Annotated in this window: 15 protein-coding genes; 11 read left to right on the top strand and 4 right to left on the bottom strand. The window is 67.8% G+C overall.

Annotated features, from left to right (window positions below):
* The first annotated feature begins 811 nt into the window (after positions 1-811).
* The 4 genes from WMF28_RS12890 (at position 812) to WMF28_RS12875 (ending at position 3,324) form a co-directional block, all read left to right on the top strand.
* Positions 812-1,162: a hypothetical protein gene (locus WMF28_RS12890; protein WP_437602488.1), complete on the top strand. Its 351-nt coding sequence runs from the start codon at positions 812-814 to the stop codon at positions 1,160-1,162.
* 97 nt (positions 1,163-1,259) lie between these two features.
* The gene (locus WMF28_RS12885) at positions 1,260-2,024 is read left to right on the top strand and encodes a hypothetical protein (RefSeq protein WP_437602487.1); all 765 of its coding nucleotides are present in this window, start codon (positions 1,260-1,262) and stop codon (positions 2,022-2,024) included.
* Positions 2,021-2,590 carry a hypothetical protein gene (locus tag WMF28_RS12880; RefSeq protein WP_437602486.1) on the top strand — a complete coding sequence of 190 codons (570 nt, stop codon included), beginning with the start codon at positions 2,021-2,023 and terminating at the stop codon, positions 2,588-2,590. The genes WMF28_RS12885 and WMF28_RS12880 overlap by 4 nt, the downstream gene beginning before the upstream one ends.
* 167 nt (positions 2,591-2,757) lie before the next feature.
* A complete protein-coding gene (locus WMF28_RS12875) occupies positions 2,758-3,324 on the top strand; it encodes a hypothetical protein (RefSeq protein ID WP_437602485.1) in 567 nt (188 codons plus the stop codon).
* A 288-nt stretch (positions 3,325-3,612) separates the two neighbouring features.
* Here WMF28_RS12875 and WMF28_RS12870 read toward each other — a convergent pair whose 3' ends face one another.
* From WMF28_RS12870 to WMF28_RS12860, 3 genes are read right to left on the bottom strand one after another with little or no spacing between them, the layout of a single operon-like run.
* Positions 3,613-5,157 (bottom strand): hypothetical protein, encoded by a 1,545-nt coding sequence (locus WMF28_RS12870; protein ID WP_437602484.1) that lies wholly within the window; start codon positions 5,155-5,157, stop codon positions 3,613-3,615.
* Positions 5,158-5,193: 36 nt separating this feature from the next.
* Entirely contained in the window at positions 5,194-6,822 is a 1,629-nt protein-coding gene (locus WMF28_RS12865; protein ID WP_437602483.1) for a hypothetical protein, read from the bottom strand.
* Positions 6,823-6,837: 15 nt separating this feature from the next.
* Complete coding sequence (locus WMF28_RS12860) at positions 6,838-7,830, bottom strand: PEGA domain-containing protein (RefSeq protein WP_437602482.1); 993 nt, start codon at positions 7,828-7,830, stop codon at positions 6,838-6,840.
* A 34-nt stretch (positions 7,831-7,864) separates the two neighbouring features.
* Between WMF28_RS12860 and WMF28_RS12855 the strand changes: the two genes are divergently transcribed.
* The 3 genes from WMF28_RS12855 (at position 7,865) to WMF28_RS12845 (ending at position 10,990) form a co-directional block, all read left to right on the top strand.
* A complete protein-coding gene (locus tag WMF28_RS12855; RefSeq protein ID WP_437602481.1) occupies positions 7,865-9,259 on the top strand; it encodes an RNA polymerase sigma factor in 1,395 nt (464 codons plus the stop codon).
* 119 nt (positions 9,260-9,378) lie between these two features.
* Positions 9,379-10,275 carry a helix-turn-helix transcriptional regulator gene (locus tag WMF28_RS12850; RefSeq protein ID WP_437602480.1) on the top strand — a complete coding sequence of 299 codons (897 nt, stop codon included), beginning with the start codon at positions 9,379-9,381 and terminating at the stop codon, positions 10,273-10,275.
* A 151-nt stretch (positions 10,276-10,426) separates the two neighbouring features.
* Complete coding sequence (locus tag WMF28_RS12845; protein WP_437602479.1) at positions 10,427-10,990, top strand: sigma-70 family RNA polymerase sigma factor; 564 nt, start codon at positions 10,427-10,429, stop codon at positions 10,988-10,990.
* A 580-nt stretch (positions 10,991-11,570) separates the two neighbouring features.
* On the opposite strand, the gene WMF28_RS12840 is transcribed toward WMF28_RS12845, so the two are convergent.
* The gene (locus WMF28_RS12840) at positions 11,571-11,702 is read right to left on the bottom strand and encodes a hypothetical protein (RefSeq protein WP_437602478.1); all 132 of its coding nucleotides are present in this window, start codon (positions 11,700-11,702) and stop codon (positions 11,571-11,573) included.
* A 316-nt stretch (positions 11,703-12,018) separates the two neighbouring features.
* Here WMF28_RS12840 and WMF28_RS12835 point away from each other — a divergent pair, with 316 nt between their 5' ends.
* Genes WMF28_RS12835 through WMF28_RS12820 form a run of 4 tightly spaced genes read left to right on the top strand, consistent with a single transcriptional unit; the run spans position 12,019 to position 18,549 of the window.
* Positions 12,019-13,533 carry a type I restriction-modification system subunit M gene (locus WMF28_RS12835; RefSeq protein WP_437604253.1) on the top strand — a complete coding sequence of 505 codons (1,515 nt, stop codon included), beginning with the start codon at positions 12,019-12,021 and terminating at the stop codon, positions 13,531-13,533.
* Entirely contained in the window at positions 13,530-14,777 is a 1,248-nt protein-coding gene (locus WMF28_RS12830) for a restriction endonuclease subunit S (RefSeq protein WP_437602477.1), read from the top strand. Before WMF28_RS12835 ends, WMF28_RS12830 begins: the two co-directional genes overlap by 4 nt.
* Positions 14,774-17,818 carry a type I restriction endonuclease subunit R gene (locus WMF28_RS12825; RefSeq protein WP_437602476.1) on the top strand — a complete coding sequence of 1,015 codons (3,045 nt, stop codon included), beginning with the start codon at positions 14,774-14,776 and terminating at the stop codon, positions 17,816-17,818. The genes WMF28_RS12830 and WMF28_RS12825 overlap by 4 nt, the downstream gene beginning before the upstream one ends.
* Complete coding sequence (locus WMF28_RS12820; RefSeq protein WP_437602475.1) at positions 17,818-18,549, top strand: M48 family metallopeptidase; 732 nt, start codon at positions 17,818-17,820, stop codon at positions 18,547-18,549. The genes WMF28_RS12825 and WMF28_RS12820 overlap by 1 nt, the downstream gene beginning before the upstream one ends.
* Positions 18,550-18,674: the final 125 nt, after the last annotated feature.

Here is an 18,674-nt window from a genome sequence, read left to right as displayed (position 1 = left end):
CCCCACCTCGCCCGACTCATCCCCCACCTCGCCCGCCTCATCCCCCTCGGGACGCTCACCTCCCGAGCCGGGGACGACCCCCGCCGCCCCGGGGTCCCGCCCGCCGACCCCCGCGACCCACCGCCCGCGCCGGGGCTTCGTCCGCCCGACCGCCGGCACCCTTGTACTCCAGCCGCACGTCGCGGGATCTCCGCGGATCTCGATGAGCGGGCGCACGATCGGGACGCTTGCCTCGTTCGCACACGGGTGGAGCCTCCGACGCTCGGGATCCCTCCCTCGCACGGGTTCACCACTGCGGGCCCGCCGGCGACGGTGGCTGCCGAGCACGCATCCCCGCCGTAGATGCCGTGCGCCCCGTCAGGTGCCTGATTGAGCCCGGGCCACCTCTCGCCGTGGCGGCTCCCATCGCACCGTCAACCGCGGCGGCGGCCTGGCCAGGGTGTCGCGGCGGGTCGTGGCCGTGGCACGCGGGCGACGTCGTGCATCCCCGGGGCGCAAGGCCGTCCGTGCGCTCTGACGCGACGTGGCCGGGCTTCCGGTGCCGGCAGGTTGACGAGCACGCGAGCCGCGCAGGCAGCTACGCCCTGGCTCACGCTCTGGACGGTACGACCCCTGGTCCGTGTAGTGTTGTCGTCTAGATTCCGTTTGACGCCGATCCTGTGATCAGAAGAATGGCCCGCACCGCCACGTTGGTCGTCCGTTGAGGAGAGGCGAGAGGGGGATGATGGGCACAAGAAGCCGGCGGATCCCATGGGCGGTCCTGGTCGTCCCCCCGTTCGTCGTCGTACCGACGCAAGGAGAGGCGTCCGAGTTGAGCGCCGGTGTGAGCCTCGGGTGGCTCCAGGCCGGTACCGTTTCGCGCCTCGCGGTGGGGCCGCACGCGGGCATATCGTGGCCCATCCAGAGAGACATCCTGTTCACGGTACACGACCTGTGCACGATCCTACCCCCGACCCAGGAGGACGGGCCCGGGGTCTACAACCAGACCTCGGTTGACATCGGGTACGCGTGGAAGGACGGCAACGTGAGCGCGGGGCCGTCTGTCGCGTTCTACGTCATGCCGGCGTGCGGCGTCACCTTGTGCGGCCGCGTCGGTGGCTTGGCCGTAGGCGGCCACGCGCAGACCAACGCGTACGTCGCCGGACCGCTGGGGTGTCGGTGAGCGTCAACATGGATTGGGTCGGTCGGGGCAGCTTGGTGCTCCCGGGCTATGTGTCCGTCGTCGTTGTTGCTGGTCCTGTGCTTCGATGGAGTGAGAAATGAACGTGAGAAAAGTTCTATTATTGATCTTGGTCATCGCGGTTTGGGCGCTGGCGGCGTGCAACTGGACGATAGGAGACTGCTATCCTGTCGGGGAAAGAACTTCGGGTGCAGGTGCCGGTCCAGGCTCGGAGCCCCGCCCCATCTACACCTCCGCCGCATCCGGTGACTTCGGGGCCGACCCCCAAGGTGGCGGCGAGCGCAAGATCGCGTGCAACGAGTGGGAACTCGAAGACGAAGAGGAGAGACCGAGCGACAGCGACAGCGCGGAGAGGCCGACAGGTAGCCCGACGAGCCCGCCAGACCCGTGCCCCGAAGTCGGCGACACAGCCGGAGACGGAGCGATCGCCTTGACCTGTAGCGATGCGTGCAGCTCGAAGTGTTCGCCTGGAATGGCTCGCATCATATACGTAAATTTCGATCCGGAGGATTTCCCGTTTGTCACCACCGTCAAGGATGACGGCCGGGGCAAGGCCGGCGGGTATCAAGAGGCCAAGGCCAACCTGAAATTCAAGCACAGGCTTTCAGACGGCACCAACGAGTGGTACTGTCCTCTCACCATCAAGATGCCGCTCCGGACTGAGTTGATGGGGGAAATCGATCCAGTCCGTGCAGCCGGCCTCAGCGAGGAGATCACGGAGGAGGTCGGATACAGCATGGACTACAATCTCCCGCCGGGGATCTTCTGCGAAAGGTTTCGCAGCGCGGCGGACGCTGCGTTCAAGTTCAAGTATAAGGGGCTCGGCGCCTCGGTGACGAAATGATGGTGATAGACCGCTCCGAGCTGCTCGACGTCGTTTACCGATTCTACCCGCGGGGCGTGCATAACTTCGACCGCATCCACGTACCTCCCAACGAGCCATTCTACGACGACACGGAGGAGCATCGCCGCCTGGTGGAAGCCGCAAACCGCGGGCGAGCGGAGTACCCAACGTGGGAAGCGATGATCCACCGCATGTACGAACGATACGGCCTTCAAAACGAGTCGCTCAGCCTTGTGGCAGGGGGGAGCGACCCGGCGTACTCGGCCCGCATCTATCGCCCCAAGGACTTGGAGCCCGTTCCCTCGCCCAACAGCAGGGCTTCGCTCAGCTTCCACGTGAGCCTCCTCGGGGCCTATTATGGGATCCACGATACGGGCGAGCCCGACGAGATACCGGCGGCGGTCGCAGAAGAGATCGAGGCCACGTACCCCGGTTACCGGACGATCCCGCCGGAGTTCGGGAACGAGGTGGTGCCGGACGTGGCGATGGACGGGGCGTTGATGGGCGAGGCGACGATCTACATGTGCCTCTTCTCGCCCAAGTGGACTTGGGTGGATCCGGTGTAGCCCTTCCCTGGAACGAAAGGCCGTTACCGGTACCTCCCGCGCGGCGGTGAACGGCCGATGCGAATGTCGGCGAGCTTGGCGCGGCTGCCGTCCGCCTGGTCAAGCTGGGCCACGTCGCCAGCGAGCTCCTCGAGCGCGGGCTCGGCGCCGCGGCCTGGAGTAAATCCATGAAGACAACTCTCTCTGAGCTGCTCGACGTCGTTTACCGCTTCTACCCGCGGGGCGTGCATAAAATCCACCGCATCTATGTGCCTCCGGGCGACCCCGTCTGGGAGGACACGGAGGAGCACCGCCGCCTGGTGGAAGCCGCAAACCGCGGGCGAGCGGAGTACCCAACGTGGGAAGCGATGATCCACCGCATGTACGAACGATACGGCCTTCAAAACGAGTCGCTCAGCCTTGTGGCAGGGGGGAGCGACCCGGCGTACTCGGCCCGCATCTATCGCCCCAAGGACTTGGAGCCCGTTCCCTCGCCCAACAGCAGGGCTTCGCTCAGCTTCCACGTGAGCCTCCTCGGGCCCTATTATGGGATCCACGATACGGGCGAGCCCGACGAGATGCCGGGGGCGGTCGCAGAAGAGATCGAGGCCACGTACCCTGGCTACCAGCCGATCCCGCCGGAGCTCGGGAACGAGGTGGTGCCGGATGTGGATATGGACGGCTTGATGATGGGCGAGGCGACGATCTACATGTGCCTCTTCTCGCCCAAGTGGACTTGGGTGGATCCGGTGTAGCCCTTCCCTGGAAGAAAGGCCGTTACCGGTACCTCCCGCGCGGCGGTGGGCGGTCGATACGAATGTCGACGAGCTCGGCGAGGCCGCCGTCCACCTACTCAAGCTGGGCCACGTCGCCCGCGCGCTCCTCGAGCGCGGGCTCGGCGCCGCCGCCTGGAGTAAGATTCCTGGAGCTCGGCGCGACCGTCCACCTTGCTGACATCAGGCTCACGTGCGGTATCCCGAAGGCCCGGGCGCGTCGCCGCCAACGCGCTACCGGTGCGTGTTCACAGAGCCTCTGCGTCGACCCTACTCAGGGAAACGTTGCGTCTCAACCTGGATGCCGTCCTCCCCCGTGATCACGTCGCCCGACCAATCCCAGCTCGTGCCGCCTTGGCCCGGCAGCCCCAGCTCGTAGGTCACGCCCTCCAGCGTGAGTTGGTCCTCGTCGAGGTAGGCGATGCCGATCGAGTCGCCGCCGCGCCCGGGGCCGCCGTAGCCACCGTCGCCCCCTCGGCCGCCGTCGCCACCCTGACAGGACCATGTGCCGTCCCCCACGGCGCCGCCTAGTTCGCCTCGGCCCCCTTCGCCGCCTTCCTCGGGCTCCCCGCCGTTGCCACCTGGGCCCGCGTCGATGGTCGTGACGACGCTATCGCGCAGCGTCAGCTTGGCGTGGAGCGCGACGATGCCGATGGTCGGGTGCCCGTTTTCGCCCCCGCGGCCGCCCCTGCCGCCGCAGCCGCCGGCGCCTCCCGAGCCGCCGCCGGCGCCTCCCTTGGCGGCCACGCCGCACGCGGTGAGCCCCCCTCGACGGCCGCCGCCGCCTCCGCCGCCTTGACCCGGCATGCCCCTGCCGCCGTCGCCTGCCCAGTCGGCCACCCAGCCTGTCTCGGTGATACGCCCGATGCCCTGACCCGCAGTGCCTACGACGCCGTACATGCCGGAGATCCCGTTGTTTCCACCGTTGCAATGGATGCCTGGCAGGTCCCCGCCTCCTCCCCGGCCAGCGTGCGTGGCGTCTGGAGTTGGCGTCGGCTCCCCGTCATCCCCGTCCTCCGCGCCGTCGGGGAGCCCGTCACCTCCCTTGCCCCCAACGCTCGGGATTCCACCGTCGCACCGATTCACCACCGCCGAGCCGCCGGAGACAGTGTCTGCCGAGCACGCATCGTCGCCGTACACGCCATCCGGTCCGATCGCTGCGTGATTTAGCCCGTCCCATTCCTCCCCTTCGTGACCTGCCCATCCGTACGACGTGCGAACCTCGCTCCGGATGAGCTCCACGGCCGTACCGGATTGCACGAGCATTCCGATCGGGCCGCCCGACTGGAACCGCATGTCGACGATCGTCGATACCCCGTCCGCGGCTCCCGTGTCTCCGGCGCTCGCCGGTACGACGGTCAGAGCGATGCCGTCGGTAGCTCTAATCTGAAGGATCGAGGGCGCGAAGCGGGGCATCCGCTTCCAGTCGATGCAGCTGAAGCCACCGATCAGATCCACGCCGGAAGGCAGCGCGAGGGGCCCGAAGAAGCCGTCGGCGCACGCGAACACGCGCCCTCGTGCGGCACGCGCGAGCTCGACGGCACGCTGCAACGTGCGCACGGGCCGCTCCTTCGTACCCGGGTTCGTGTCGTCGCCGTCGCCCCAGACGCCGGCCACGAACACCCCGCAGCCATCCTCCCACACGTCCGCGGCGAGGCGCTCGAGACAGAACGACTCTGTCGGCGCGTCACCCTGACACGACGAGGTGCCGTCGCATCCCGTTCCGCCCGGCTCGTTGGGTCCCGGTGCGGTGCCGCAGCCGGCCGCGACGAGCAGCAGCGCGGGGGACAGATGGATCGCTCTTGTGGTTCGCATCGTTCTCCCTCGATGTCGTGTCGTGAAGGGGGACATTCACTGGGGCGGTGGGAGATCGGGGACTTCGAATTGCCGATAAGTCATGGATTCGCCTTGCAGGCCCATCCCGACGGGGTCATCAGGCGCTGCATTGCCGGCGAGACCCCCGTCCCCACCTCTTCCGGCCGTTGCGGGCGCGTCCGGACCGAAGGTCACGAAGGCAGCGATGGACGCGACGCCGTACGAAGGGCCGCCAAGGCCACCTCCGGCATCGCCTCCGCGGCCGCCGTTGCCTCCTCGGCCTCCGCGGCAAGCAGGCCAGATCTCACCAATAGCTCCGCCACCTGGGCCGCCAGTCCAACCCAAGCCGCCCGGTTGGCCCGTCCCGCCAACCCCACCGCCGCCGCCGTTGCCCGCAAACACCTCCGTCCGCTCGAGCGTCAGCGCGCTCCCCTGCAACGCAATGATGCCGATGCTCGCCCCGCCATAGCCGCCGCCCTTGCCTCCCTGGCCGCTGCAGCCGCCGCTTCCTCCCGAGCCGCCGGCCGCCCCGGCCTGAGGTCGGCCCGCCGGGCACGCCATCATATCGCCTCGCGATTTGCTGCCGCCACCGCCGCCGCCCCCCTGGCCGACGCCGCCCTTTTTCCCGTCCTCACCCCGGACGCCGATCCAGCCATCCATGCTGAGCTGGCCTATGCCCATCGCGCCAACCGCGCGACCGCCGTCAAGCCCGTCCTTCCCGTCTTCGCCAACACTGCAACGCACACTCCCCGCGCCAGTGCCTCCAAGGCCTTTGCCTTCTGTATTCTCCGCGGGCACCGGCTGCCCCGCAGCGCCATCGCCCCCCGACTCGAGTCCGCCGTCACCGCCGTAGCCGCCCGTCGACTCGATGCCGTCGCCGCACATGGTGACCACCGGAAGGGCGCCCACGGCGGCGTCCACGGTACAGGCGAGCACGCCGTTGTTCCCCGGCTCGCCGTCCTTCGCGCGGACGCTCGGCGCGTCCTCTCCCGGCTCCCCGTCCATGCCGTCGCCCGCGACGATCATGCTGTCCTGCACGATCGCCCTGGCCCCCGTGCTCAAGATCATTGCGATCGACGACTTGCCATCGGGCGCCGAGGCGTCCGCCGCCACGACGCGCACGCCGAAGATCACAGACTCCGCGTCGTCCCCCGCGAGCGCTGTCTCCTCCACCCCGAGGACCCGCAGCGGGATCCCCCCCGACGGAGCGATGATCGTTGGGTGATCCGGTCCGCCGAACGATCCCTCATACGACCAACCGCCGCCGTCACACCGGCGGCCGCCCCAGAGGTCGACCCCCGAGGGCAGCGTGATCTTCTCCTCGAACGACCCCCCGCACGCGTACACGCGCCGGGTCGCTGCCTCGCCGTGGCCTCGCCCGTGCGCGGCGAGGCCGACCGCATATTGGAAGGTCTTCACGGGCGCATCCTTCGTGCCGGGGCTGCTGTCGTTACCTTGCTCGCTGACGAACACCCCGCACTCGTCGAGCGCCGGCGCCGTGGTGGGGTCGCCGTCACAGAGAGACGTCGGCGGTGTGAGGCAGAGGCGTCGGTCGTAGCAGCTATCGTCGTAGTAAGCGCACCCGGAGAGGCCGCCCGCGCCGACCGTGGAGACGGCGCCTACAGCGAACAGCAGCCGCATTCGTCGCGGTTCGAGAAGAGACATGTCCTCGCCCCCTGATCACCACGCGCCGTACGCCACGAGGCCGGCCTGTGTCGGCGCGACCGTCGGCACCAGCGCGACCCGAGCTTTGGTCGGTTCAGCCTGCAGTAAAGAGAAGTCCGTGAAGAACGAAGCCAGAGTCGCAGCGCCCACCACACCGCTCGTCACCACCATCGCCGTGCCGAGCCCGGCGAAGAGATCTCGCTGTCGTTGGAGCCTCGTCAGCTCGCCGCACGCGGAGGGCTTCGGCGTTTCCCGACATACCCCTTGAGAGACGCCCACGGCGTCGAGCTTCGCGTTCCGCTCGTCCAGGTCTCCGTCGGCGGCCCTCGCACGAACCATGAAGACCGCACCGAGCGAGCCTGTCGCCAAGGTCAACCCGAACCCGGTGATGCGCAGGGCGCCTGGCCAGGAAGCCCACGGGCTGGGCGGCCGGCCCCGCACGGCAGGCGAAGAGCTCCTGGTCTTCGGCGTTTCCTTCGGTGGACCCGGCGCGCTCTCCGGAGCTTGGCTCACCGCCAAACGCGGCAACGGCATTCTGACGTTGTACGCCGTCGCGGCCACAGCCCCGAACTCATGGAAACCATCCTGGCGGCCCGGTGCACGGGCCCGCACCATGCGTTGGCCGGGCTCCAAGAACAGCTTGTAGGTCCGCGCGACCCGGCCTACCCACTTGCCGTCGACGAGCACCTCGGCATCCGGCGGATCGACCGAGAGCACGAGTGTCGCGACGTGCGATGTTGCCTCGCGCTCTCCCTTCTCGAATCGTAGCTGAAGCGCGAGCGGCAGCGCCGTGCGCTGCTCAAGGCTAAAGGCCAGGTGCTCGGCGGCATCGCGGTACTTGCGCAGCGCGAGCTCGCAGAGACCAAGCTCGCCGGCGAGCTCCGCGCGCTCTCGCTCCGTGCTGGACGCTGGGTCTGCTGCCTCCAAGGCGGCCTTGTAGGCGGCGTATGCCTCGGTCCACTGCCCGGCGTTGCGTGCCCTGCGACCGCGGCGAACATGGTCCTTCACCGTCGCGCCGTCACGTGGTCCTGGCTCCGGATAGGTGTCCTCCGCGCTGGCCGAGCTCGCAGCGCCGGTTGCGACGAAGAGCGCAGAGAAGAGCAGAACGCATGCGGAACATCGCATGGTTGGACAGTACTCACGCCAGCCGCGCGGCGTCAACGGGTGCGAATCGATGCAAAGTGGCCCTGACAGTGGCAAATTGCGTTCGGGTGCGGCAATGCGATCGCCGGTTCGCGGCAGCGCAGCGAGGACTCGAGCACCTGAACACATGCATCGGTACCACATGGTGCTACCAAAGTCGCCGCTCCTTGCGCTTTCCTGCACCGTTTCGAGCGGCTCAGGGATGCTACCTACCGTGGGCAAGCCAGCGACCCATCTCCTCAGCTTCAACCGCTTCCGGCGCCTGGCCAGGCTTCACGGCGTGCCAGCGCGCGACGCCGAGGACGTCGCGCAGAACGCGCTGCTGCGGGGATTGGAAGTGGCGAGGCGGGTCGAGCTGAGCGGCGATCCGGCGCGGTACTTCCTCACGATCGCCCTCAACGAGGCACGGAGGCACAGGCGGAACGAGCGCCGCCGCGGAGAGGTGCTGACGTCCTTCGAGGAGCGCGATCCGCGAGACGAATGCCCCACGCCGGAGGAACTGCTGCGCTTGCGGCAGCGAGAAGAGCTGACCCGGGACTTGCTCGACCGGGTCGGCCCCAAGGACCGGGATCTCCTGGTCAAGCACGAGCTGGAGGGGACACCGCTCTCCACGATCGCCGCCGAGCTGAACGTCCCGTTGGACACAGTGAGGGCGCAGCACCGCCGGGCCTGGGATCGACTCGATGCGGCTTCAAAGCGGTGGAGGGCCCAGCAACCCGCGCACGGTAGGGACGAGAGCGCCTGCGTCCCGCTGGTGCTCGGGCTGGACCGCCGTGCGTCGTGGACGGCCCGGCTGCGCCGGCTGGGCGTGAGGATCGTCGTGCAGGGCGCGTTCGTCGTGTTGACCGGCGCGCTCCTCTCGGCGGTGCCGCCGCTGCCCAGCGCGGAATCGTGGCTGCAGCCGGCGGCATTCCGCGCACCTGGGCGCGCGCCCGCAGCAGACGACGTCACGGCGCGGGGCTCACATGACAGCGCGCAGTCCGCTGCCGCGCCCGCCGCGCCCGAGAGCTCGTCGCCGGCGGCCATAGGCAGCGCGCGCGGTGAGGCTGTGGTGAGCGGCACGCCCGCGCCCTCTGTGACGACAGCACCTCGTATCTCGTCCCCGGGGAGCCCCGTGTGGCCAGCGGTCACCGCACGCGAGATGCGCCTGATCGGCCAGGCCAGAAGGGCCATCGAGGACAACGACGGAGAGGGCGATCACGAGGCGCGCCTGCTGCTCGAAGCCCATGCGCGGGAGTTTCCGCGCGGTCGGCTCGCAGCGGAGCGCGAAGCGCTGTTCAGGCACATTCGCTGAATCGTCGGCCGTCGATCGACGGCGAGCTGACGGTGACGCTGATGGTGTCTTCAGACCAGACAGCACAGGGCCGAGATCTGCCTTGCATAGGAATGCACACATCCAGGAGGAGATTTATCATGGAGGACATGCTGGCTGCGATGTGGCTCGTGTCGCCGCTCGGGCTCGCGATGATCGCGTGCGTCGCGATCGGCTTCGCGGTCACCGCGCGCGAAGCGCTGGGACGAGAGCGCGGGCTTCGCGAGGCGCGCGAGCACGCGCAGGATGACGAGGAGGCGGCCCTCACCGATGCGAAGGAGCTGGCAGCGGGGGAGCGGGACCGAACCCGGCGCCTTCTCGACTGTCACGTCGATGCGGCGCTCGCCGAGCTGACAGACGCCCGCGCGCGCCCCGTCCCCTGGCCAGGAAGGGTCCTCGAGTCGTTCTGCGCGACGACGCCTTCGTGGAGGAGGAAGCTGGCCGAGAGCACGGGGTTGGAACCGAGGGAGGTGGAGCGGCTGCTGAGGAGCGACTTGCCCATGACGCCCGGCCTCGCGCGGCAGCTGGAGACCTTCACCGGCACGCCGGCGCGGTACTGGGAGCGCCTGTGGCGGCTACACGACGACTACCGAACGGACGCGGAGGAGACCGTGGTGATCCAGCTCGGCGAGCCCGTCACCAAGCGCGAGAGCTCGGCGCGTCCCGCGTCGTTACCGGCGCCGAGCGCGGTGCCGCCGACTCCGCCCACGATACCTCCTCGCGCGCTCGACCTTCCTCCGCCCGTGGTGCCGTCTCCCGAGCTTGCGTCCAGGAGCCCACGGGCGAAGCTCCCGCCGCCTCCACGGCCGCGGCTGCGGTCGCCGCTGCCTGCTCGCGCCGAGGCGGGCGCCGAGCTCGCGCGTCGCGCTGCCACGCTGACGAGCTTCCCGCTGCAGCGCGAAGAGGGTGGCGAAAGCCCTGCACGCGGATCCGATTGGGATGACATTGAACGCTCTGCGCTGAACACGACACTTCCAGGAGTAGGGAGCCATGGGTGAGCGCGGCTGCGCCTCGCGTTCAGCGGAAATGGGCATGCGCTCGGCGATGCACGTTCCATTCGATGCCATCATGCGACACAGCTCCGGTGCCGCATGAACGCGCGGGCGAGCCATCATCCTAGGACGGGAGATCGCCCCGGGGGGTGAAGCCATGTGTCGTTCGCCGAATGCAGACGAACGCGCCGCCGCGCGCGCGCGCTTGTTTTGCCCGACGCTGGTTCGCGCGGTGCTGCGCTGGCTGGAGCGGCTGGGGGTCCCACGGTGCCATCGTGGCGACGTCGCGGGCCAAGTCTGGGTCAACGCCTGGGAGAGCTGGCCCAGGTTCGATCCGAAGCGTGGTAGGCCGGAACGCTGGTTGAACGCGATCACCGTACACGTTGCCTCGCGCTACCACGAGCGTGCGCAGCGCCGGAGGGAGGAGTTGGTCGATTGGATCGAAGTGCTCGATCCAGCGCCGGACGCTGCTACTGTGATGGAATGCGACAATATCAGGGCCGGCACCATCGACGCGATGCACGAGCTCGATCCGGAGCTGCGCTTTGTGCTCGTAGAACACGACCTGAACGGCGTCTCGATGGCCCAGATAGCCGAAGACGCAGGGCTGCCTCTCTCCACGATTTACAAGCGACGCACAAAGGCCATCGACGCGCTGCGTGACGCCATGAGGCGTCTGGAAGCCAGGGAGATCGCCACCCAGCGAGTGAGGCTGTCATGAGCGTCTCGTGCAGCGCTCCGGATCGGCGCGGGACAGGGAGACCGTCGCCCTCGTCGCACCGCGGTTCCCGAGCTCGGCCCGCGCGCACGCCCGGCTGGCTCCGGCGCTCGAAAAATTCGGTCCGCCGAACGGCGCCGGCGGTCATGCGAACGAAAAATCCGCTCTCGCGAACCTCCGGCGGGGGTCTCGAGAACGGAAAGCGGGGTCTCGAGATCCGCCAAGGGGGGTCCCGAGAACGGAAAGTTGGGTCTCGAGGTCCGCCGAGGGGGTCTCGAGAACGAGATCCTGGCCCTCGAGAACGAGATCCTGGCCCTCGAGAACGAGATCCTGGCTCTCGAGAACCGCGCGCGAGGTCTCGAGATGGGCCTCGACCCCGCCGCGCGACCTCGAGACCTTCGATCCCGTGGACCGAAGGCATTTTTCTGGAGCCGCGACGCAAGATCCCGTTCCAGAGACGCGAAACCTCGTTCTGCAGAGCGCCGATCCCGTTCCGCCGCCCTGAAGATTCGATCCCCGGACCTCGGGAGCGGTTCCCCTCGCCGCCGAGCGGCACCGGCTGACCGCCTTGCAGGCGCCGCGGTCAGCGCGGGGCCGAGATCGCGGCAGCGAGCGCGCGCAGCAGGGTGACCACGGCGATCACGTGGCTGATCCGGCCGTCCGCCGACACGCCTTCGCCTTGATCCGTTCCGTCCCGCCCGCGTAACGTCGGCATCGTGCCGATCGTGCAGAAGCGAACCGTTCTCGAACACCTCACCCGCGACGAGCTGATCTCCATCGCCGACGCGTTCGATGTCCACGTCCCGGACCGGCGGAGCAAGGAGAAGCTTGTGGAGGCCGTGGCGGCCTCCAAGAAGGCCACGCTGGCCGCCTTTCTGCCGTCGTACTCGCGGGACCGGCTGAAGGAGCTTTGCCGGGCCCTGCGTCTCGATGACGGCGGCCGCGAGAAGGCCGTGCTTGTCGCGCGGCTCGCCGGGGGGAAGGCGTCCGAGCCGCCGGCGCCTTCGCGGGCGAACGGGGCCGGGCGGGCCGTGGCCGAGCAGGTCGAGCTGGCCCTCGGGGAGAAGCTCACGATCGACAGGCTCGAACGGCACCTGTGGTCGGCCGCGGACATCCTGCGGGGGTCGATCGACTCGAGCGACTACAAGAACTTCATCTTCGGGCTCCTCTTCCTGAAGCGCCTGAGCGACAGGTTCCACGAGGAGGTCGAGGCGCTGAGGGGCGTGCCGAACGCCAATCCCGAGGACCCGGACGAGCACGACTTCTTCGTGCCGAAGCGGGCCCGGTGGTCGGAGCTGCAGAAGGTCGCGAGCCAGGTCGGCGACGCGCTCAACAAGGCGGCGTCGGCGCTGGAAGAGGCGAATCCGCAGCTCGAAGGGGTGATCCGAGGGATCGACTTCAACGACGAGCGGAAGCTCGGCGACGCGAAGCACCGGGACGTGGTGCTGGGGCGGCTGGTGCAGCACTTCTCCAAGCTGTCGCTCAGGAACGCCGATCTCTCCGAGCCGGACATGCTGGGCCGGGCCTACGAGTACCTGATCGAGAAGTTCGCGGACGACGCCGGCAAGAAGGGCGGCGAGTTCTACACGCCGCGCATGGTCGTGCGGCTCATCGTCGAGCTCCTGGAGCCCAGGGCAGGGCTGCGGATCTGCGACCCGACAGCCGGATCGGGCGGCATGCTGATCGAGTGCGCCCATTACCTGGAGCGGCACGGGCAGAACCCGAAGGACCTGTCGCTCTTCGGCCAGGAGAAGAACCTGGGGACGTGGGCCATCTGCAAGATGAACATGCTGCTGCATGGGATATCTGCGAGGATCGAGAAGGGGGACACGATCCGCGATCCGAAGCTGCGGGACAAAGAGGGGCTGATGGTGTTCGACCGGGTGATCGCCAATCCGCCGTTCTCGCTCGACGAGTGGGGGCGGGACGTGGCGGAGAACGATCCGTTACGGCGCTTCCGCTTCGGCGTGCCGCCCAAGACCAAGGGGGACCTCGCCTTCGTGCAGCACATGATCGCGACCACCAACGAGAAGGGCAAGGTGGGGGTCGTGATGCCGCACGGGGTGCTGTTCCGCGGGGCTGCGGAGGGGGAGATCCGCAAGGGCATCCTGGAGGAGGATCTCGTCGAGGCCGTGGTGGGGCTGCCGGCGAACCTGTTCTACGGGACGGGGATCCCGGCGGCGGTGCTGGTGCTCAACAGGAGCAAGGCGCCGGCGCGAAGGAAGAAGGTGCTGTTCATCGAGGCGTCGCGGGAGTTCAAGGACGGGTCGGCGCAGAACTACCTGCGCGAGGAGGACGTCAAGAAGATCGCGGCGACGTTCAAGGCCTTCAAGGACGTGGACAAGTACGCGCGGGTCGTGGGGCTCGAGGAGATTGAGAAGAACGACTTCAACCTGAACATTTCGCGGTACGTCGAGACGGCCGAGGCAGCGGAGAGGGTCGAGGTGGCGCATGCGCTGCAGAAGCTGCGCGAGCTGGAGAAGAAGCGGGGGGAGGCCGAGGTGCGGATGAACGGGTACCTCAAAGAGCTCGGGTTCGACTCATGACGGTGTGGGGATCCATCCCTCTAGGCTCCACGGGCGAATGGTTGAGTGGAGGGACGCCTAGCAAACAGAATCCGGAGCTTTGGTCAGGCCCGGTACCATGGGTGAGTCCGAAAGACATGAAGCGGTCTCGTCTAACGGATGCGCTCGACCATGTATCCGAGCACGCCGTTGGCAGCGGAACGCAGCTCGCGCCAGCGGGCAGCCTATTGATGGTAGTCCGGGGGATGATCCTCGCCCATACCTTCCCGGTTGCTCTCGCCGTTCGACCTCTCGCCTTTAACCAAGATGTGAAGGCTCTTGTACCGAGCGAAAGGTTCGAACCAGAGTTCCTTCTTCAGTGCCTCCAGGCGAAAGCTTCGGACGTGCTTCGAATGGTCGACGTCGCGAACCACGGCACGAAGCGTCTTGCATCCGAAAGACTTTTTGCGCTCGATATCCCAGCGCCGCCCATCGGCGAGCAGCGGAAGATCGCCGCCATCCTCTCCTCCGTGGACGACGCCATCGAGGCCACCCAGGCGGTCATCGACCAGCTCCAGGTCGTCAAGAAGGCGATGATGGCCGAGCTGCTGACGCGAGGGCTTCCCGGCCGGCACACGCGGTTCAAGAAGACCGAGATCGGGGAGGTGCCGGAGGAGTGGGAGGTCGTCCAGCTATGCGATGTGAACGAGCGCATGTTCGTTGGAATTGCTCAGGCCGCAACCCATGCCTACGTCGCCGAGGGAGGAGTCCCGATCATCCGGACGACTAATGTTCGTCCAAACCGTCTTGTAGCGGACGACATTCTCCGGATCTCAATCAAATTCGCCAATGAGATGAGATCGAAGCAGCTTCGCGCAGGCGACGTACTTTCTGCACGCACCGGAAATCCTGGCGTGTCAATCGTCGTTCCTCCTGAGTACGACGGGGCGCAGTGCTTTACACTCCTGGTATCTCGTCCCGGACCTCGCATGCTCCCTAAGTTTCTCTGCCATTTGATGAACTCTGAACACGGATCGAGAATAGTTAACCGAGGACAAGCTGGCGGAGCGCAGCAAAATCTGAATGTGGGAGTGTTTCAAGAAGCGATCGTTCCTCTACCACCTGTCGAGGAACAACGAAGTATAATTGATGTAATCGATAGCCTTTATCAACGCGAAGCAGCGGAGCAGAGTGCTCTCAAAGGGCTACGGGAACTCAAGTCCGCCCTCCAATCCGCCCTCCTCACCGGCGAAATCCGAGTCACCCCCGACGAGGCCTCCCCATGACCCCACCCGGCAACACCTGGAACGAGGCCTCCCTCTCCGAGGACCCCGCCGTCGCCCTCCTCCAGAAGCTCGGCTTCCGCTACGTCGTCCCCGAGATCCTCGAAGCCGAGCGCGAGAGCCTCAAGCAGCCGCTCCTCCCCGCCCGCCTCGCCAGGGCCCTCAAGAAGCTCAATCCCTGGCTCTCGGACGACAACCTCCACAAGGCCGTCCGCTCCGTCGGCGCCGTCCAGTCGGCGACGCTCATCGAGGCGAGCCAGGAGGTCTACAACACCCTCGTCCACACCCGCTCCTTCGAGCAGGACCTCGGCGACGGCCGCAAGAGCCACGACGTCCGCTTCTTCGACTTCGACAACCCCACGAACAACGAGCTCCTCGTCACCCGCCAGTTCGCGGTGAAGGGCGCCAAGAAGACGATCCGCCCCGACATCGTTGTCTTCGTCAACGGCATCCCCCTCGCCGTCATCGAGTGCAAGAACCCCACGCTCGGCGAGGCCTGGAAGCACGAGGCGATCGACCAGTTCAGCCGCTACCAGGAGCTCGACGATAAGTACCGCGAGCTCGGCGCGCCCAGGCTGTTCGAGACCGTGCAGGTCCTCATCGCCACCTGCGGCCAAGCGGCGGTCTACGGCACGGTCACCACCCCGCATCGCTTCTTCGCCGAGTGGAAGACCGCCTGGCCGATGACCCCGGAGGAGCTCTCCTCCCTGATCGGCCGCGAGCCGACCGCGCAGGACGTCGCCCTCGCCGGGCTGCTCGCCCCGCAGAACCTCCTCGATCTCGTCCGGAGCTTCGTCGTCTTCGAGCCCGACCGCGACACGGGCCGCACCCTCCGCAAGCTCTGCCGCTACCAGCAATTCACTGCTGTCAACAAGGCGATCGAGCGCGCCCGGACGGCCAGGAAGCCGGCCGACCGCGGCGGCGTCGTCTGGCACACGCAGGGGTCAGGCAAGAGCCTCACCATGCTGTGGCTCGCGCTCAAGCTCCGCCTCGACCCGCTGCACGAGAACCCCACCCTCGTGCTCGTCACCGACCGCAAGGACCTCGACGCGCAGATCACCGGCACCTTCCAGGCCTGCAAGTTCCCCCACCCCGAACGCGCGGAGAGCGTCCGGCACCTGCGCGAGCTGCTCTCGGGCCCTCCCGGCAAGACCGTGCTCACCACCGTGCAGAAGTTCCAGGAGCTCGCCGCCGCCGGCGGGAAGCCCGGAAAGCGCGCCGCCCGCGAGGAGCACCCCGTCCTCTCCGACGCGCACAACCTCTTCGTCCTCACCGACGAGGCCCACCGCACCCAGTACGGCGGGCTCGCCGCGAACATGCGCAAGGCGCTGCCCAACGCGGCCTTCTTCGGCTTCACGGGGACGCCGATCGACAAGAAGGACCGCTCGACCCTCTCGACCTTCGGCACGTACATCGACACGTACACAATCGAGCAGGCCGTCGCCGACGGGGCCACCGTGCCCATCTTCTACGAGGGCCGGCTCCCCGCGCTGCGGATCCTCGGCAACACGCTCGATGCCCTCTTCGATCGCGTGTTCGCCGATCGGTCGACCGAGGAGCGCGAGGCGATCAAGAAGAAGTACGCGAACGAGCAGACGCTCGCCGGGGCGCCAAGGCGGGTCGAGACGATCTGCCTCGACCTCATCGACCACCATGCAAAGGCCATCCAGCCCGGCGGCTTCAAGGCCCAGGTCGTCGCAAGCTCCCGCGAGAACGCCGTCCTCTACAAGGAGACCCTCGATCGCCTCCACGGGCCGCCCTCGGCGATCATCATCTCGGAGTCGAACAAGGACGCCGCGCACCTCGTCCGGCACCACACGAGCGAGAAACAACGGAAGGCCCTGATCGACCGCTTTCTCGCGAAGGACGACCCGCTCACGATCCTCGTCGTCTGCGACATGCTGCTCACCGGCTTCGACGCCCCGGTCGAGCAGGTCATGTACCTCGACGCCCCCCTGAAGGAGCACACGCTGCTCCAGGCGATCGCCCGCGTGAACCGGACCGCCGACGGGAAGAGCTACGGCCTCGTCGTCGACTACTGGGGCGTCTCGGAGGCGCTCACCGAGGCGCTCGCGATCTTCGCCCCCGCCGAGGTGAAGGGCGCCATGACGCCGAAGACCGACGAGCTCCCGCGGCTACAGGCGCGGCACGCGGCGGCGGTGAGGTTCTTCGTCCGGGTGAAGGACAAGGACGACCTCCAGGCGTGTGTCGCCGTCCTGGAGCCGGAGGACGTCCGGGCCGAGTTCGACGCGGCCTTCAAGAGGTTCTCGCAGAGCCTCGACATGCTGCTGCCGGATGCGAGCGCCCTGCCCTACGTCGCGGACGCGCGCTGGATCGGGAAGATCCGGCAGTCGGCGGCGGCCAGGTTCCGCGACGCGAAGATCGATATCTCGGACTGCGGGGCCAAGGTCCGGAAGCTCATCGAGGAGGCGGTCGCGGCGGACGGGATCGAGATCCTTGTCAAGCCCATCTCGCTCTTCGCGCCGGAGCTCGAGGACAAGCTCAAGAAGCTGAAGACCCCGGAGGCGCGGGCGAGCGAGATGGAACACGCGCTGCGGCACGAGATCCACGTCCGGCTCGACGATGACCCCGTGTTCTTCACGTCGCTGCGCGAGCGCCTGGAGCAGATCATCGAGGACCGCAAGGCCAGGCGCACCGACGCGGCCAGGCAGATGGAGCTGTTCAACGAGCTGAAAAACCAGGCACGAGGGCCGGCGGAGGCCGCCCGGGCGGTGGGCCTATCGGAGACCGGGCTCGCCATCTATGGCCTCATCTCGGAGCGCAAGCCCCTGACCGCCGCGGAGAGGACGGGGAACGCTTACGGGAAGGTGGATGAGTCCAAGAAGGAGCTGGCCTCGCTGCTGGAAGAGCAGCTCGAAGACCACGTGTCGCTCGTGGACTGGGTGCACAAGGACGATGTGCAACGGGAGATGCGCAGACGCATCAAGCGGCAGCTGCGGGCGGCGGGGTTCGGCGACGAGGACAAGATCGATGTGATGGCGGGGAGCATCGTCGACCTCATGAAGCGGCGCAAAGGCCGGTGATGCGCCCGGAGCGGTCCGAGGTGACGTGGGGCACGACGCACCTCGCCTACGAGATCCGGCGGAGCGCCCGGAGATCCACGGTGTCGATCGCGATCGATCCGGCCCTCGGGCTCGTCGTGACGGCGCCCGACGCGACGCCGATCGCGCGCCTCGACTCGGTGGTCCTGTCGAAAGCCCCCTGGATCGTCCCGCGGCTCAAGCGCCGGAGCGAGAGGCCGCCTGCCAGCAGCGCGCGAGAGTTCGTGAGCGGAGAGTCGTTCCTTTACCTCGGGCGGCAGCTCCGGCTCCGCTTGCTCCCCGAGCAGGACCCACGTCCGCTGGCCCTCCACGGCGGATGGCTGGAGCTGCCGCTCCCGCGGGGGCTCGCGCCCGAGCACCGCGGCGGTTACGCGCGGGCGGCGCTGATCGACTGGTACACGCGGCATGCCACGGAGCGCCTCCCCGCGTGGTCCGCACCCTGGGCGCGGAAGCTCGGCGTGTCGTTCCCGCGCATCCTCGTGACGGACCAGGCGAAGCGCTGGGGCAGCTGCTCCCGCGGCGTCCTCCGGCTCAACTGGCGCATCGTGCAGGCACCGAGAACCCTTGTCGATTACGTGATCGCCCACGAGCTCGCGCACCTGATCCATGACGACCATGGGCGGGAGTTCTGGGCAGCGCTCGGCAGGGTGATGCCCGACTACGAGGCAAGGAGGGCCCGCCTGGGAGAGCTCGGGCCAGCGCTCTTGTGGTGATGGAGTCTGCCGCAGTCGGTGTTCTCCGTGCTCTCTCCGAGCCTCTGGGCTGCATGGGAACTCGCGCCGGAGGTGTCGATGGACGAGAGCACACGCACCTGGCGCATACCCGCTGCCCGCCGCCT

The sequence above is a fragment of the Sorangium sp. So ce590 genome, from assembly GCF_051521365.1.
GTDB lineage: Bacteria > Myxococcota_A > Polyangia > Polyangiales > Polyangiaceae > Sorangium.
This window is presented reverse-complemented; position numbering and strand designations above follow the sequence as displayed.